We start from the raw sequence: 17,173 nt of genomic DNA, 5'->3' as shown, positions 1-17,173 counted from the left end.
TTTTTGCTTTATTTGATACAGAAATGCTCATTTTTGTTGGAAAAACCAGCTTATTTTTCTAACAAAACATTTTTGTAACTAAAATGTAATAAAAAAACTATTAAAACTATACGTTTGCTACTAGTTAATACTAGCGTTTTGTGATAGTATATTACTATGCGGGCTACTATACCCAGGTTAATTATAGTATGTGAGATTATAAAAAGGAGATTGATTATGGAAAAGAAAATAGGCAAGTCTGTTGTAGCGACTGGTATCGCGGCTACAACTATTATTTCTGGTGGACTGACCCATCAAGTGCACGCGGATGAGTTGGTTGAATCAACTGTAACAGCTCCAAAAGCGACTGAAGTAACTGAGAAACCAGTGACAGCAGCAGATGTAGCTGTTGCCCAAGAAAATGCTGAAGCAGCCAAAGCTAAACTTGATGAGCAAAGATCGATAGTAGATACTGCGAAAACAGAAGCTGAAGATGCAAAAACTAGCGTGAAAGTGGCTGAAGCTGCTGTTGAGACTGCTAAAGAAGTGCAGGCAGAAGCAACAGAAGAAAATGTTGCTAAGGCGGAGACGGAAGCAAAAACAGCAGAGCAAGAGGTTGGCGCAAAAGACACTGCTGTTCGAGAAGCAGCGGCTAAAGCTGCCAAGGCAGACCAAGCCGTTAAAGATCAAGCGAATACTATTAAGGCGAGCCAATCTCTGGTAGACGTTGCCGAGACTGAATTGAAACAAGCTAAAACACCAGTTAACTCAGAGGAGCAAGCTGTAGCAACTGCTAAGAGCCAGCAAAGTCAAGCACAGACCGCTTTAGACAATGCAAAGACTGAGTTGACAAAGGCGGAACAAGCAGCGTCTTCTGTTCCACAAGTGCAGGCTGAAATCCAGAATAAAATCAACCAGGCAAAGGCATCTTTGAGCCAAACCAATCAAGCTATCAGCTCTCTTGAAGGACAAATTCCTGCTGCCGAGAAAGCAGCAGCAACAGCTCCTGTTGACCTTCGTAATACGACTTATTCTCAATTTTTAGAAAATGTTCGTAACAATGCGGCTAATCAAGAAATTCGTGATGCTGCTAACAATGCTCTTGCAGTTTACCAACGCGGACAAAATGAATTTGGTATTTCAGTTAATTCTGACCCAACAAGTCCAGCTAGTCTAGAAAATAACCTTCATGCTTTGGAGTTGGTGAAGGCGATTAATGCTTACCGTCGTAATGCTGGCTTACAAGAGTTGTTGGTTGATCCGTATGCTAATGTAGCCAGCCAGATTCAGACTATCTACTTTGAGCGTAATAACTGGCACATGGGTAAGCTGATTGGTAATGAAAATGTAGCCATTAGCTTTGACCCGCAAGGTGCTGTGAATTTCTGGCACAAAGAAAAAGAAAAGTATCAAGAGATTGCAGCGCAATATGGACTGCCTACTGATGAAACTCAGCTTGATGCTAATGCTATCTATATGCGGGTTGGTGCTGGCGTATTTGCTCAGATTGGACACTATGTTCAGATGATGGATAATAAAGCCAATGCTATCTCAGCAGCTTATGATAAGCATCCAAACCAATGGGGCACACCTCATGGTACATCCGAAGTTGGTTTCCATCATATTAGCAACTTTGACCAACGTGTTAATAATGGTACTTTGCTGACTGTTGCGGCTATGGAGCAGTTATTACGTGCTGGTGGTGGTCGTTCTGCAGGTTCTAACGCTAATGTTACAGCACTTAAGAATCAATTGGCTGAACTCAAGGCTCAAAAAGTTGGTCAGGAATCAGCTATCAATATCCTCAATGCTCGATTAGTTGATGCTCAAAAAGCAGCGGCAGTTCAAATTGCAGCAGTTGATGCAGCTCGTCAGAAGGTAGCTACTGCTGAAAATAATCTAGCTTTGACCAAGCAAAATGTTGCCCTTAAGCAGGAAGCTCTTGACAGAGCGACAGCTAAGATTGCAGCAAACCTAGCACCTTATCAGACTAACTTGAGCAACGCTCAGGCAGTTCTAGCAGCAGCTAAGGATAAGTTGGCAGAACTTCAGTCAGATCAAGAAGCTGCGAAAGCTAGTTTGACAACTGCTCAAGAGGACTTCATGGCTGCTCAAAAAACATTAGCAGCAGCTAAAAAGAAAGTTATTGATCTAAAAAATGCTCCTCAGTTACTTGCAGAAGCAGAGCGGGAGTTGGCAGAAGCGCAGCTTGATTATGAAGCTAAACAAGCAATCTTAAATCAAGAGACTGCAACTTTAGCTGTCCTTGAGGAATCCTACAACAGTCTTCAAGCCAATTATGAAACTCTCTTGAATATCTTGAATCAAGCATCTCTCCTGTATGGAAATGCTCTGAATAGTAACTATCGCTCAGGTGAAGATAAACAGACTCTAACAGCTGTAAAAGGTGGAGCAGCTGGTCCAGGTACAGAGGATGAATCTAAGAAAGATTCAGATGCTAAGACTGCAGAAGTTCATGCGAACACTCGCGAAGTAAAAGGAGCAACTACAGGCGCTGTTCAAGCGGCAGGTGGTGGTGCATTCACTGATTTTGTTGTAAATCCTGCAGCTCAGCTTGCTAGCGTGGCTACGACAGCTGATAAGGCTCCAACAGTTCCTGCTATTCTGCCAAATACTGGTTCAGAAGCAGAACGCCTTGCAATTTTTGGTATGGCACTTGGTGCAGCTGCCTTTTTGGGAACCAACAAGCGCCGTCGTAGAGACGAAGATTATAATTAAAGAAATACAAAATGAGGCTGGCAATTATTCCAGCCTCATTTTTTTGTGTCTACAGCAATTAAACAATCTAATATAAAAAGAAAGATAAAAACTTCCGATATTAACTGTCGGAAGTTTTCAATATACATATTAGTTTCTATTTGACTGCTCCGCCTGTTACACCTTCTACGTAGTATTTCTGCATGAAGATGAAGAGAAGAGTGATTGGGATAGCGATGATAATCGCTCCAGATGTGAAAGGCAAGAACCATTTATTGATGGCATCCTTATTAAGCATTTGGAAAAGTCCTAAAGCAACTGTGTATTTTTCCTTGACATCGCCTAGGATGACAGAGGCAAAGATGAAGTCAACCCAAGGTCCCATGAAAGCCATAAGCGCTGTATAAACGATAATCGGTTTTGAAAGCGGCAATGTAATAGTCCGGAAGATTTGGAAGCGGGTCGCTCCGTCGATCATAGCGGATTCGTCCAAAGAATATGGGATAGTATCAAAGAAACCTTTAGCAATATAGAAGCCTAGAGCTGCTCCAGCTGAATAAACCAGAATCAGTGACGTCAGCGTTTGTGTCAAATTGAGTGCTTTCAAGATGTAGTAAACCGCAATCATAGACATGAAGCCTGGGAACATATTAAGAACCAAAGCCAGCTTGAGGAAACGGTTTTTATGCTTGAATTTGATACGGCTGAGTGAGTAAGCCATACCCACAGTAATCAAAGTAGACAGGATACAAGTCGCTGTCGCAACAATCAGGGTATTGATAAACCACTGAACAAAAGGATATGTGTTGTTATTAAACAGTCTGATATAGTTGTCAAAAGTATAAGTCTTAGGGAAGAAGTAAGGGACCGCATTAGAACCTTCACCACGGAAGCTGGTCAGAAAAATCCAGATAATCGGCGTTAGCCAGATGAGTGCTAAAACAGTCAGCAAGACATAAATCCCTAATAAACTGAGTTTTTTTCTATTTTTCATTATTTAGCAGTTCCTTCCTTGAATGATGCGGATCTAGTATAGGCTAAGAGACTGAAGGCTGCAGAGATTGCAAAGATCAGGATACCGATAACAGATGCCAGATTGTAGTCCTTGGCAGAAACGGTCAGTTTATAGAGCCAGGTAACCAAAAGGTCAGTTGAGCCTGCCTGATAGTAGGAAGAGTTAGTAGGTCCCCCGCCTGTCAGGAAGTAGATCACATTGAAGTTGTTGATGTTCCCGATAAACTGTTGGATGAGTGATGGTGCCATAATCAAGAGAATTTGAGGGAAAGTAATGCTCTTGAAGATTTGAAGCTTGCTAGCTCCATCAATCTCAGCAGCTTCGATTTGCTCACTAGGCAGGTTCATGATAATCCCAGTCGCTACCAGCATGGTAAATGGAATACCAATCCACATATTGACAAGGATGATTGAGAACTTAGCCCAAACAGGGTCACTCAAGAATGGAATTGGATGCTGAATGAGATGGAGGCTTTGCAATAATCCGTTCAAAGGTCCATTATCGTTTAGGAAATTACGCATCAAGAGCAGAGATACGAATTGTGGAACTGCGATAGTGATAACGAAGAGTGTGCGCCAAACTTTCTTGTACTTGAGGCCTTTTGTATTGAGCAAGAGAGCTAAAACAATACCGAAGAAGAAAGTAGTAGCTGTCGCAGCTACCGCCCAAATCAAGGTCCAGCCTAAAAGTGGGAAGAAGGTGCTAGCCATACGACCTGAGAAGACATCACCGAAACTTGAGAAGCCAACCCAGTCAAAAAGTGACTTAGGAGCTGGATGCTTATGGTCAAAGTTAGTAAAGGCCAAGCAGATCATGTAGATCAGAGGTAGGATGGTAAAAAGCAGTACTCCGATAAGAGGAATGCTCATTAAGCCCATGTGGAAACGGCCGTCTGCAAGCGTCTTGAAGTCCTCAACGAAGTTAGGAATCTTCTGACCAGACTGTTTAAGAGCCATTAAGTGGCGAGCACTTTTCAGGTTGCACCAGTAGATGTAGGCGAAGACTGCACAGAAGATAAGAGAAGCAAGTCCAAAAATCAGCATCAGCATAGAGTTGTCACCCGCTACTTGAACGGTGATTTCCAAGCCGTTAACTTTTTTGATAGCCTCTCCTTGCTCTTGAGTTCCCAGAGTAATCATACCGCCAATAGCTGGTATGATTTGAACTGCAAAAGCAATCAGGAAAGCAATTTCTGAGAAGAGGAAGAGCAGCCCCTTGATAAATTGTTTGTTTACAAGGTTGCTCAGTCCCATTACCAGAAAAGAGAGTTTGACATCCCATGTTCCCTCTTTAAAAACCTGAACCATGGATGCATTGTCATAAGATGACTGAGTCATAGTATTCTCCTTATATTTACAAAGAAAGAAGTGAGAAGGCTGCCCCCCTCACTTCAATGCTTATTTAAATTTGCTTGAGTATTATTTAGCTGCTGCTAAATCTTTATCAAACTGTTGTAATTTTGCGAGGTATTGATCTTCACCAAATTTACCGTTGTAAGCATCGCTGAGGATTGCAGCACTTTCAGTCCAGAAGACAGACATTTGGCTAAGTTTAGGCATAACTGTTGTGTAGGTATCAGAAGATCCCATTGTGATAACAGCTTGTGCCAATGCATCTTTCTTCACATCTTCAGATTCTTGTACTTCTTTGTTAGCTGGGATGATGTGACGTCCTTCAAACTTGAATTGGTTTTCTTGGCTTTCTTTGCTAGTAAGAGCTTGAGCTAGTTTGTAGCTTGCTGCGATACGCTCAGTGTCGCCGTTTGAAGGTGTTTGGTTAACTGCGTAAAGTTTTACACCAAGGAAGGCTTTTTGTTGAACGTCTTGTCCACCGATGTTAACAGTTGGGTAAACAGAGATACCAAGGTTGTCTTTGCCGACAGCTTTTTCAGCAGCTGCGTAGTCCCATGGACCAGATTGGAAAGCGTCAACTGAACCATCTTCAAATTTAGCAAGAAGGTTAGCAGCATCTACGTTTACAAAACCGCTGTTATTCTTTTGAGCTGCGATGAACTTCAGAACGTTCACACCGGCTTCGTTACCCCAGTTTGTTCCGTCTACTTGCTCACCGTCTTTACCAAAGAGAGTGTCGCCAACAGAAAGGAAGAGTGGAGCAGTAGCGTAAGCATTAACTTCTTTCAAGTTTCCGCCGAATTTAGCTTTAGATGTAATTGTTTCGTATGATTTAACATCGTCAGCAGAAAGTTTTGACTTGTTATAGTAGGTTACTTGTGACTCGATACCAAATGGGAAAGCATAAGTTTTACCTTTATACTGAGCACCAAGAGTTGCTTGTTCTGTATCGTTCTTCTTGATTTCTTCTGCCATATTAGAAGGAACCTCTTGAATAGCTCCAGCTTCAACTAATTTACCAAGTTGGTCGTGTGGCAGAGAGAAAACATCGGCAGCAGTACTAGCATCTTTTGTCAGATTTTCCTGAGCGTTTGGATCTTCCATTTCGACTACGTCAACCTTGTAGCCTGATTCTTTCTCGAACTTGCTAACTGTATCAGAGTAAGAATCTTTAGCACCAGTTGGTACCCAAAGTTTCAAGGTCTTGCTATCAGCTTTAGAAGAAGAGCTCTCCTTGCTGCTATTCGAGCTACAAGCTGCTAACAGCGTTCCTGCAGCCAGCAAGCTGACACTGCCCAATACTACTTTTTTCCATGTTTTCATTCCTATTTCCTCCCGGAATTTTTATTTACAATTCTATTATGCAACCGTTTGCAATTTTTGTCAAGTCTTTTTTTCAAATTTTTTTAAAAATATATTAATTTTTCTAAAATTTTTCTATTTTATTTCTGTTTATTTAATCAAAGCCTATTAAAATAGCTGTGCAATCGCTTGCTTGATTTTTACTTAGAAAACGCATTATTATGAAGAGAATCATGTTTATTTTGAAATTGATTTTTGGCACTTGAAAGAAGATTTAAAAACAGGTTATAGTTCATTATTATCTATGAAAGGAATCAAACTTATGATTTTCTAATAATCTAGTGTCTACCTGTTGAATACTTCCCTTTTCTGCTATAATAGACCTATGAACAAGCTAATCCAATCAAAGCTGGAACTGTTGCCGACCAGTCCTGGCTGTTACATTCACAAAGACAAAAACGGTAGCATTATCTATGTCGGAAAAGCCAAGAATCTTCGCAATCGGGTTCGCTCTTATTTCCGCGGTAGTCATGACACCAAGACGGAGGCCTTGGTTTCTGAGATTGAGGATTTTGAGTTTATTGTCACCGAGTCCAACATTGAGGCATTACTGCTGGAAATCAATCTAATCAAGGAAAACAAGCCTAAGTACAATATCATGCTCAAGGACGATAAGTCCTATCCTTTTATAAAGATTACCAACGAAACCTATCCGCGCCTAATCATCACGCGCCAAGTCAAAAAAGACGGCGGACTTTATTTTGGTCCTTACCCCGATGTCGGTGCGGCCAATGAAATCAAGCGTCTCTTAGATCGGCTCTTTCCTTTTCGTAAGTGTACCAATCCACCTGAAAAGGTCTGCTTTTACTACCATCTAGGGCAGTGCAAGGCCCACACTATTTGTCAGGTAGACAGCCAGTATTTCAAGGAGCTGGCCCAGGAGGTAGCAGCCTTTCTCAAGGGTCAGGATGACCAGATTATTGAGGATTTACGGGGGAAAATGGCTGGCGCAGCACAAGCTATGGAGTTTGAAAAAGCAGCAGAGTACCGCGACTTGATTCAGTCCATTGGCACCCTGCGGACCAAGCAGCGGGTCATGGCCAAGGATTTGCAGAATCGTGATGTCTTTGGCTACCATGTGGATAAGGGCTGGATGTGTGTGCAGGTCTTCTTTGTCCGTCAGGGCAAGTTAATTGAGCGCGATGTCAATCTTTTTCCCTATTACAATGATCCTGACGAAGATTTTCTGACCTATATTGGCCAGTTCTATCAGGAAAAATCCCACCTCAAGCCCAATGAAATTTTGATTCCGGCAGATATTGACGAAGAAGCTGTCCGGGCCATGGTGGATACCAAGGTGCTTAAGCCCCAGCGAGGCGAAAAGAAGCAGTTGGTCAATCTGGCTATCAAAAACGCCCGAGTCAGTCTCCAGCAGAAATTTGACCTTTTGGAGAAATCTATTGAAAAGACTCAAGGTGCTATTGAGAATCTAGGGCAGCTCCTTAACATTCCGACACCTGTTCGTATTGAGTCTTTTGATAACTCCAACATCATGGGGACCAGTCCTGTATCGGCTATGGTGGTCTTTGTCAATGGTAAACCAAGCAAGAAGGATTATCGCAAATATAAGATCAAGACTGTCGTAGGACCTGATGACTACGCCAGTATGCGTGAGGTCATCAAGCGGCGCTATAGTCGGGTGATTCGGGATGGACTGACTCCGCCTGATCTGATTGTCATTGACGGTGGACAGGGCCAGGTCAATGTCGCTAAAGAAGTGATTCAGGAGCAGTTGGGATTGGATATTCCCATCGCTGGACTGCAAAAAAATGACAAGCACCAGACTCATGAATTGCTCTTTGGTGACCCTCTTCAGGTTGTAGAATTATCTCGCAATTCGCAGGAGTTTTTCCTACTCCAGCGTATCCAAGATGAGGTCCACCGCTTTGCAATTACCTTCCACCGCCAGCTCCGGTCTAAGAATTCCTTCTCATCGCAGCTAGATGGCATTGAAGGTTTGGGACCAAAACGCAAGCAGAATCTTATGAAACACTTCAAATCTCTAACCAAGATTAAAGAAGCCAGTGTCGACCAAATCGTCGAAGTCGGCGTACCACGAGCAGTGGCAGAGGCAGTGCGGGAGAAGTTGAATCCAGTAGACCAGCAGAAAACATCCTTGTCAGAAGTAGCAGAGCCACAGGTGGATTTAGAATAGACAAATCTCATATGAGGACTGTGTATGCAGAATTTCTTTAATAATTAGGAAAAAATTAACAGAAATGGATGGACTATTATAATGCCTATAATGTTTGACAATAAAATAATTTTATATTATAATATGTCTATTCTTTATTAATAGGAGACAGTAATGAGAAAAATTATTACAGCTAGTGTAGCGCTTTTATCAGTTATAACTTTAGCAGCATGTTCTGGAAAAACAACATCAGATTCTTCTGAAAAAGCTTCAAGTTCTGTAGAAAAAACATCTACTTCAAAGAGTAAATCAAGTAGCTCTGAAACTTCATCAAAAACAGCTAGTTCAGATGCAGAAATCCCAGAAATTGTTCTTTTGACAGATGAAGAAATCGACAATGCTAAAACAATTGGTGACATGAAAGCCCTCTTTAGTAAGTTGATTGATAATTATAAAAAGTACATAAATGAAATCGGGGCTAAAGTACCTGAGGCTGGGAAAGAAGCATACAATCAACAAGTAGAACCAGCAATTCAGTCTATGGAAACTTCAAGAGAGACATTTAATGAAACCCTTTCAAGTGTTGGTTCAGATGATACAGAAGTTCCAGAACAAAATCGTGCTTTATTTGCTCAGCAATTGAAAACAGGACGTGATGCCATGAAGAAGGCGATTGAGGGCGCTTATAAAGCTCTTGCTCCACTTACGTCAGCTCAGTAATATCTACAAAGTAGGTGACTATCACCTACTTTTTTTATTCCTAAAATTTAAAATCAATCGAAGAAAGAGTATTTGAGAGAAAGCCTAAAATATTCATAACAGTTACGGTGTAAAGTTTCTCCCAGTGAAAAAACTCCTGCAAACTCTTACAAAATATGATAAAATGAAGCTAGTATATTAAGAAAAGGATGCGACTTATGAAATTTCTAGAACTCAATAAAAAGCGTCATGCGACCAAACATTTCAACGACAAACCTGTGGATCCAAAGGATGTTCGCACAGCCATTGAAATTGCAACTTTGGCACCCAGTGCTCACAATAGCCAGCCATGGAAGTTCGTTGTGGTGCGGGAGCGGAATCAGGCTCTAGCAGAGACAGCTTTTGGTGGAAATGTGGACCAGATTAAGGAAGCGCCAGTGACCATTGCCCTCTTTACTGATACTGATTTGACCAAGCGGGCTCGCAAGATTGCACGTGTTGCTGGAGTTAAGAATTTCTCTGATGAGCAGCTCCAATTCTATATGCAAAATCTGCCAGCTGAGTTTGCTCGCTATAGTGAACAGCAAAAGAGCGATTATTTAGCTCTCAATGCTGGTCTGGTGGCCATGAATCTTGTTCTGGCTCTGACTGACCAAGGTATCGGATCTAACATCATCTTAGGCTTCGATAAATCTAAGGTTAATGAGGTTTTGGAAATTGATGAGCGTTTCCGTCCGGAACTCTTGATTACTGTTGGTTATACCGATGAAAAACTAGAACCTAGTTATCGTTTGCCAGTTGATGAAATCATTGAGAAACGTTGATATAGTTATATTTACGATTTAATCCATAGTTTTATCGATTTAAATCGAATTGGAAATTGGGGGTAAAATAATGACAATTGATTTTAAAGCAGAAGTTGAAAAACGAAGAGAAGATCTCTTAGCTGACCTGTTCAGTCTTTTGGAAATCAACTCAGAACGAGATGATTCCAAGGCTGATAATGAACATCCTTTTGGACCTGGTCCTGTTCAAGCTCTGCATAAGTTTTTAGAAATCGCTGAACGCGATGGCTATGAAACCAAGAATGTTGACAATTATGCTGGTCACTTTACTTTTGGTGAGGGTGAGGAAGAACTTGGGATTTTTGCCCACATGGATGTAGTTCCTGCCGGGAGTGGCTGGAATACAGATCCTTACAAACCTGAAATTATTGATGGTAAGCTTTATGCGCGTGGTTCATCTGATGATAAAGGACCAACCATGGCTTGTTACTATGGTTTGAAAATCATCAAAGACTTGGGATTGCCAGTGTCTAAGCGCGTTCGCTTTGTGGTGGGGACAGACGAGGAATCCGGTTGGCAAGACATGGACTATTATTTCAAGCATGTTGGCCTACCTGAGCCAGACTTTGGTTTCTCACCAGACGCAGAATTTCCAATCATAAACGGTGAAAAAGGGAATATCACAGAATATCTCCACTTTGCTAACAGTAATGATGGCAGCTTTAAACTCAAGAGCTTCACTGGCGGACTTCGTGAGAATATGGTGCCAGAATCAGCGACAGCTATTTTTACAGCAGCAGTTGATGCAGCGGAATTGGATAAGAAATTACAAGACTTTGCTGCTGCCCACAAGGTTTCAGCTAGTCTGAAAGAAAATGGCGACGCTCTTGAAGTGACAGTCATCGGGAAATCAGCTCATGGTTCTACGCCAGAGGATGGTATCAACGGAGCAACTTATTTAGCTCTCTTCCTCAACCAATTTGATTTTGCTGGTGACGCCAAGGCTTATCTGGAAGTGGCAGCTCAAGTTCTGCACGAGGACTTTACAGGTGAGAAGTTAGGAATTGCTTATACAGATGCTAAAATGGGTGCTCTCAGCATGAATGCTGGTGTCTTCCATTTTGACAGTGACAAGGCTGACAATACCATTGCTCTGAACATCCGTTACCCTCAAGGTACTGATCCGAAAAAGATTCAGACCGGTCTTGAAAAAGTTGCTGGTGTTGTGTCAGTAAGCCTATCTGAGCATGGACACACTCCGCACTATGTTCCAGCAGATGATGAGTTGGTAGCAACTCTTTTGAGTGTTTACGAAAAACAAACGGGTCTCAAAGGACACGAGCAAGTTATTGGTGGTGGAACCTTTGGCCGTCTTTTGAAGCGCGGTGTGGCTTTTGGGGCTATGTTCCCAGACTATGTCAACACTATGCACCAAGCCAATGAATTTACAGATGTAGAAGACCTTTTCCGTGCTGCGGCCATTTACGCGGAGGCTATCTACGAGCTAATCAAATAAAAAAAGAAGAACTCGTTTGGCCTTGCTGGATGAGTTTCTTTGCAAGGAGTTGTCATGCAAACAATAGAGGATATTGCCAAAGCCATCATGACCGATCCAGAAAATCAAGAATTTACGGAGCAGGGAATCAAGCCACTTTTTGCGGCACCAAAAAATGCTCGGATTAACATTATTGGTCAAGCGCCGGGGCTGAAAACTCAGCAGGCAGGGCTTTACTGGAAGGACAAGAGTGGTGACCGGCTGAGAGAATGGCTGGGTGTCGATGAAGAGATTTTTTATCATTCTGGCTATTTTGCGGTTTTGCCCATGGATTTTTATTTTCCGGGGCATGGGAAGTCTGGAGATTTACCACCTCGTAAGGGCTTTGCCGAAAAGTGGCATCAGCCGATTTTAGAGCTTTTGCCAGATATTGAGCTGACCATTTTGATTGGTCAGTATGCACAGAAATACTATCTGCATCAAACAGGAAATATCAAGCTGACCGAGACGGTTCAGCATTATCAAGATTACCTGCCTGACTTTTTTCCTTTGGTTCACCCATCGCCCCGCAACCAAATCTGGATGGCTAAAAATCCTTGGTTTGCAGAGCAGGTTGTGCCAGACTTGCAAAAATTGGTGAAAAATATCATGGAGAAATGAGGTAAGAAGCATGGATGCATATCAACAAGTAGCTAACAAGTTGCAAGAGTTGGGGATCACCTTTGATGTGGTGGAGCACCCTCCTGCATTTACGACAGAGCAGGCAGATAGGTATATTGAAGGCATGGAAGGTGTTCGGACCAAGTCCATGTTCTTGACCAATAAGAAGAAAACTCAGTATTATCTTCTAATTATGGATGACAAGAAGAGTCTGGACATGGATTTGTTTAAAGAGCTGGTTTCAGCCAACCGTATTCGCATGGCTTCAGCAGATTCTCTCTTTGAAAAAATGCAGCTGCCACCAGGAACTGTATCACCTTTTGGTCTGCTTAACAATGAGGAGAAGGACATCCATGTTTATTTCGATAAAGAGATCATCGACGAAGAACGCATGACTTTTCATCCTAATACCAATGAAAAGACCATCTTTGTCTCTACAACAGATTTGTTTAAATTCTTGCAAGATTTAGGTTATTCTTACCAAGTTCTTGAGCTTTAACTAACTGTTTTGCTGTGATAGAGGAGCAATATCTAGCTGCTCTTTCGGGTGGTCGAACCTAGCGAATTGGTATCACTCGTTTTCTAGAGTCTTGTCCCTCTATCCTGAACTTGGATGAAGGACGTATTCAACAACTTGTTTCCTATCAGGAGATTCTCCAACAGCCGGCTGATGGATTTTGTAAAAGAACTATTAGAACTTGCAGGAGTAGCTGACTGATTTTTTGATAAGTCTAAGCTTAGAATGCTAAACTTTGTAGAAAGCGAGGTGATTCTATGGAAACGATGAAAGCTATAGTCATTTACGAAGCGGGTGGCCCAGAAAAGCTTCTGCTGGAAGAAAGACCGATTCCAGAACTTCAAGAAGGCTGGACCTTGGTCAAGGTCAGAGGGTTTGGGATTAACCGATCGGAGATTTTTACTCGTGAGGGTTTATCGCCTAGTGTCACTTTCCCTCGGATTTTAGGCATTGAGTGTGTTGGCCAAGTTGCCGAGACGACTCGAGCAGATTTAAAGATTGGCCAGAAAGTGGTTTCCATCATGGGAGAAATGGGGCGAGCTTTTGATGGTTCTTATGCTGAGTACGTTCTCCTACCGAACGACCAAATTTATACAGTTGAGACCAATCTGACCTGGACTGAGCTGGCAGCAGTGCCAGAGACTTATTATACTGCTCTAGGTTCTATGAAAAATCTGCGCATTGAGCCTAATGATAAGATTTTGGTTCGGGCTGCCACTAGCGGTGTCGGTTTGGCCTTTGCTCGTCTGGTCAAGGCACAGTTTCCAGACACACATATCGTGGGCTCGGTCAATAGCGGTTCCAAACAGTTTCTACTCAAGCACCAAGCCTACGACGATATCATCATAGATCAGGATGGCCGACTGGAAACAGAGGAGAAGTTTGATAAAATTCTGGAGTTGGTCGGCCCAGCAACTGTCAAGAATTCTTTTGACCATATCGCAGAGGGCGGGATTATCTGCGTGACTGGCCTCTTGGGTGGCCAGTGGGAGTTGAATGGTTTCAACCCAATTGAGGAAATTAGAAATAACAGTTTTCTGACAAGTTTCCACTCAGCTCATGTGAGTCAAGACTTGATGGATGAATTATTTGACTATATTGACCGCTATCAGGTCAATGTTACACCAAGGCGTGTCTTTTCCCTAGAGCAAGTGCCCAAAGCTCATTCTTTTATAGAGGGAACGGCAGGTTTTGGAAAAATTGTGATTATGAATGAAGTAGGAGAAAAAGAATGCAAAAAATTAGCGCGAAAGATTTATATGACAAATTGCAGGGAGAAGAACTGCAGTTGATTGATGTCCGCGAGGTGGACGAATTTACAGCTGGACATGTCTCTGGAGCTCTGAATCTGCCTCTCAGCAGCTTGGCGGAGAATTATGGGCAATTAGATAAACAAATCCCCTACCATATCATCTGCCAAAGAGGCGGCCGCTCAGCGCGTGCCTGCGAATTTTTGGAAGCCAAGGGTTACCAAGTAACTAATGTCGAAGGAGGAGTGGAAGCTTTTCCTGCTAAATTGACGATATGACAAGCGATTAAGAAGAGCAAATGCCGGAATAGATTGAATTTCCGGCCCTTTTTTTGTATACTATAGTAGTATAATAAATTGAGGATAGGAGAATATCTATGTCAAAAGAAGATTGGCTTGAATATTTTGAGGCCGTTAATGGACGCTCGGCTACAGAGGAAGAAATTGCTCAAGCTTTAGCTGCTGGAGAATTTGTTGAGGCTGAACAGGTAAGTGCGGAGCAAGCTCCTAGTGACGCTAGCTCAGCTTCATCAAGTTTTGAACAGCCTCAACAAGAAGCTCAAACAGTTGAAACACAAGGTCAACCACAAAACTTTGCTCAGCCGCAAAACTTCCAACAACCTTTTGCTCAACAGTACCAGGAAGTTCCACAGCAACAAGCGAATCAAAATCAATTTGCTAATCAGGGACAACCATATCAGCAACAAGGATTTCAGCAAGCGAGCCCTTTTGCTGGACAGCCTCAGTCTTCTGGACCGCAAACTTATCAGAACAACCCGCAGCAAGGACAGTTCAATTCACAAGTACCTCAACAAGGACCGCAGGCTTATTACAGTCAGCAGCCTTCTCAGCCCAACGAGTTTTCTAAAACAATGAAAGGTTTCTGGACTTGGCTTGTTTCAGCTTGGAAATCACCGACATCTGAAGTTGAGAGCAGTAAGGTGAATGGCTACCTATCTTTAGGTTTGACAGTGTTCTTTTTTGCTATTGTTGCAAACTACAACATTTTCAGTACCATTGGTATCATGAGTTTTGGTATGTATAATGGGCCGACTTTTAATTTCAAAGTCTTCTTTGTTTCACTGATAGCTGCAGCTCTCTTCCTTTTTTCTATTATTTTAGGTGGTTTTGTTGTGAAGCGTTTGGTCTACCAGGATAGAAGTTTTACCTTTAATAAGGCTTTTGATTGGTACGGTCGACTTTATGCCATTGTTCTTCCATTTATTGCTGTTTCAGCTCTGTTTGCTCTGTTGGGTATTATTCATTTATCTCTGTTCTTCACATGGATTGGTCTTTTGTTAGTCGGAGTTGGAGCGACCTTTGCTTTGATTTATTCCAAGACAAACAACTCTATGGATCCTTTTTATAAATATCTATTGGCCATTATTGTCAATGGTGTGATTACACTTTTCTTCTCTTTCATCGCTTTTTCTCTACTAACTAGTATCGCAATGATGTAATAATTGGAGGAGATTTATGGCAACAAAAGAAAAATGGGTTGATCTCTTTGAAAAAGTAATTGGTCGAAAACCAACTGCAAGTGAGTTCCAAGCCGGCAAACAATCTAACTTTGATCCAAAAAAGATTAAGGAGATTGCAGGCGAAGCGGGGGAAGCAACCACAGATACTTCATCAGTAGAAAATACTACTGATGAAGCTTCTGATAATCAAGATATTGTTCAGGAGACACCTTCTGAAGATTCTGTCACAGAAGAATCGGTTCAACCCTCTTCTCAAGATGAGAAGCAAGGCGCGTTTGAATCTAGTCAATATGAAGAACTTCGTAAGAATTGGCTGCAAGCTTTTGAAAATAATATTGGTCGAAAACCTACCAAAGAAGAATTTGCAGGGGCTAAGAGTCAAGGATTCTCTAACTTGCCTATTCGGTCTGAATTGCTCGACTCACAATTACCACAGAAACCAGTAAAAAAGGCTAAAAAGAGAATATCAAAGAAGCAAGCAATCATGATTGGAGGGCCAACTCTTCTAGTTGCCGCTTTGATTGGAGCATTCTTCTATCTAAACTCTATAACTGGAGTAAAAGTGGTCACAGACCATTTTGCAAAAGCCGTCTCTAGTAAAGACTTCGATGAAGTTGCAAGTCTTCTTTCTACTCAATCCGATAAGTGGACGCGTGCTGAAGCAAGAGCACTGGTTGAGCACCTAGAGAGCCAGGAGATTAATCTCGAAACTGAGCTAGATAACATTGTTGAGTCAAATGGCAAATCTGCTTATATCGATGATAACAATAATAAGATTTTAGGTGTTACTGAAAAGAGTAAGAAATTTGGTATTTTCCAGGAATATCAGATGGTTTCCTATCCAGTCAAAGTTAAAGTCAATACCAATTTGGATAATGCTACCATTAAACCTGGTGAGAAAAAAACTATTACTCTTAAGAAAAACACTGACACTGAATTGGGTGAATATCACTTTATCAAACAAGACTTTACTCTCAAAGGTAAGACGGATGTTGGAGATGTAGAGAGTAAGGTTCAGCTTGATTTAGCTACGGCTAAGGATAATGAAATCAAACTCGATCTCAAGTCTGAAAAGAAACAGCTAAAAATTACTATGCCTTCTGAAACTTCAAAAGCAACAGATATTAAAATCGTTGTTAATGGTAAAGAAAGTGGTAGCAGTTTGACCCCTGAGTTGCAGCTTGTTCCTTATCAAGAACTTGAAATTTATGCCAAGTTTACTATCTCTGATACTACCTTTACTACTAATAAAGAGACAGTAATTGTGGAAGATGATACTACTAATGTGAAATTATCGCTTCCTAAGGAAGTAGCTTCTAAGATTAGAGAAAAGAACGAAGAAGCGAAAAAGGTTGAGGCTCAAAAAGCAAAAGTCTCTACTTTCCTTAATGACTACCGCAGTGCTGTTTTCAGCTCAGTTTCTAACAGGAGCAACAACTATTCTCAATACTACGATACCTCTAGTGCAGTATATCGAGAAATGGTTGAGTGGACCACTGGCGGTGGTGTTAAGAAAGCGAAAATTAACTATTATGAGCCAGGAGCTTTGGATATCCGCGAAATCAAGGAAGAAAATGGTTCCTATATCGTGACAACATATGAGGACTATACGGTCCACTATACCGATAACACTCAAAATAGTGTAAATCGTAAAAATAAGACTTATTACTTGAAACCTAGCGGTGATTCTTTTGTAATCTATAATCTTGAAGTTTCAGAAGGTTGAT

14 protein-coding genes are annotated in these 17,173 nt (G+C 41.7%); 11 read left to right on the top strand and 3 right to left on the bottom strand.

The window, feature by feature from the left end:
* Positions 1 to 156 precede the first annotated feature (156 nt).
* Positions 157 to 2,718 (top strand): CAP domain-containing protein, encoded by a 2,562-nt coding sequence (locus tag K1J09_RS00905; RefSeq protein ID WP_223322599.1) that lies wholly within the window; start codon positions 157 to 159, stop codon positions 2,716 to 2,718.
* Positions 2,719 to 2,854: 136 nt separating this feature from the next.
* On the opposite strand, the gene K1J09_RS00900 is transcribed toward K1J09_RS00905, so the two are convergent.
* From K1J09_RS00900 to K1J09_RS00890, 3 genes are all read right to left on the bottom strand, one after another.
* Complete coding sequence (locus K1J09_RS00900) at positions 2,855 to 3,691, bottom strand: sugar ABC transporter permease (RefSeq protein ID WP_223322600.1); 837 nt, start codon at positions 3,689 to 3,691, stop codon at positions 2,855 to 2,857.
* Positions 3,691 to 5,049 (bottom strand): carbohydrate ABC transporter permease, encoded by a 1,359-nt coding sequence (locus K1J09_RS00895; protein WP_002904606.1) that lies wholly within the window; start codon positions 5,047 to 5,049, stop codon positions 3,691 to 3,693. Before K1J09_RS00895 ends, K1J09_RS00900 begins: the two co-directional genes overlap by 1 nt.
* A gap of 81 nt (positions 5,050 to 5,130) precedes the next feature.
* Positions 5,131 to 6,387 (bottom strand): extracellular solute-binding protein, encoded by a 1,257-nt coding sequence (locus K1J09_RS00890; protein ID WP_223322602.1) that lies wholly within the window; start codon positions 6,385 to 6,387, stop codon positions 5,131 to 5,133.
* 364 nt (positions 6,388 to 6,751) lie between these two features.
* On the opposite strand from K1J09_RS00890, the gene uvrC reads away from it, so the two are divergent.
* From uvrC to K1J09_RS00840, 10 genes are all read left to right on the top strand, one after another.
* On the top strand, positions 6,752 to 8,581 hold the full coding sequence (gene uvrC / locus K1J09_RS00885) for an excinuclease ABC subunit UvrC (protein ID WP_223322603.1): 1,830 nt from the start codon (positions 6,752 to 6,754) through the stop codon (positions 8,579 to 8,581).
* A gap of 153 nt (positions 8,582 to 8,734) precedes the next feature.
* Entirely contained in the window at positions 8,735 to 9,280 is a 546-nt protein-coding gene (locus K1J09_RS00880; protein WP_125444980.1) for a hypothetical protein, read from the top strand.
* A 197-nt stretch (positions 9,281 to 9,477) separates the two neighbouring features.
* Positions 9,478 to 10,083, top strand: coding sequence for a nitroreductase family protein (locus K1J09_RS00875; RefSeq protein WP_223322605.1), 606 nt, complete (start codon positions 9,478 to 9,480; stop codon positions 10,081 to 10,083).
* A 70-nt stretch (positions 10,084 to 10,153) separates the two neighbouring features.
* Positions 10,154 to 11,560: a dipeptidase PepV gene (pepV, locus tag K1J09_RS00870; RefSeq protein WP_125332387.1), complete on the top strand. Its 1,407-nt coding sequence runs from the start codon at positions 10,154 to 10,156 to the stop codon at positions 11,558 to 11,560.
* Between the two features lie 54 nt (positions 11,561 to 11,614).
* Positions 11,615 to 12,199: a uracil-DNA glycosylase family protein gene (locus tag K1J09_RS00865; RefSeq protein WP_009660471.1), complete on the top strand. Its 585-nt coding sequence runs from the start codon at positions 11,615 to 11,617 to the stop codon at positions 12,197 to 12,199.
* Positions 12,200 to 12,209: 10 nt separating this feature from the next.
* Entirely contained in the window at positions 12,210 to 12,698 is a 489-nt protein-coding gene (locus K1J09_RS00860; protein WP_009660430.1) for a prolyl-tRNA synthetase associated domain-containing protein, read from the top strand.
* A 275-nt stretch (positions 12,699 to 12,973) separates the two neighbouring features.
* On the top strand, positions 12,974 to 14,008 hold the full coding sequence (locus tag K1J09_RS00855) for a zinc-binding alcohol dehydrogenase family protein (protein WP_223322607.1): 1,035 nt from the start codon (positions 12,974 to 12,976) through the stop codon (positions 14,006 to 14,008).
* Positions 13,948 to 14,244, top strand: coding sequence for a rhodanese-like domain-containing protein (locus tag K1J09_RS00850; protein ID WP_125332383.1), 297 nt, complete (start codon positions 13,948 to 13,950; stop codon positions 14,242 to 14,244). The genes K1J09_RS00855 and K1J09_RS00850 overlap by 61 nt, the downstream gene beginning before the upstream one ends.
* A gap of 98 nt (positions 14,245 to 14,342) precedes the next feature.
* Positions 14,343 to 15,425, top strand: a complete 1,083-nt coding sequence (locus K1J09_RS00845) for a DUF6574 domain-containing protein (RefSeq protein WP_223322609.1) — start codon at positions 14,343 to 14,345, stop codon at positions 15,423 to 15,425.
* A 16-nt stretch (positions 15,426 to 15,441) separates the two neighbouring features.
* A complete protein-coding gene (locus K1J09_RS00840; protein WP_125356872.1) occupies positions 15,442 to 17,172 on the top strand; it encodes a TcaA second domain-containing protein in 1,731 nt (576 codons plus the stop codon).
* Position 17,173: the final 1 nt, after the last annotated feature.

Source organism: Streptococcus sanguinis, assembly GCF_019928825.1.
GTDB classification, from domain to species: domain Bacteria; phylum Bacillota; class Bacilli; order Lactobacillales; family Streptococcaceae; genus Streptococcus; species Streptococcus sanguinis_L.
The sequence above is the reverse complement of the archived record's forward strand: the minus strand, read 5'-3'. Positions and strand labels throughout refer to the sequence as shown.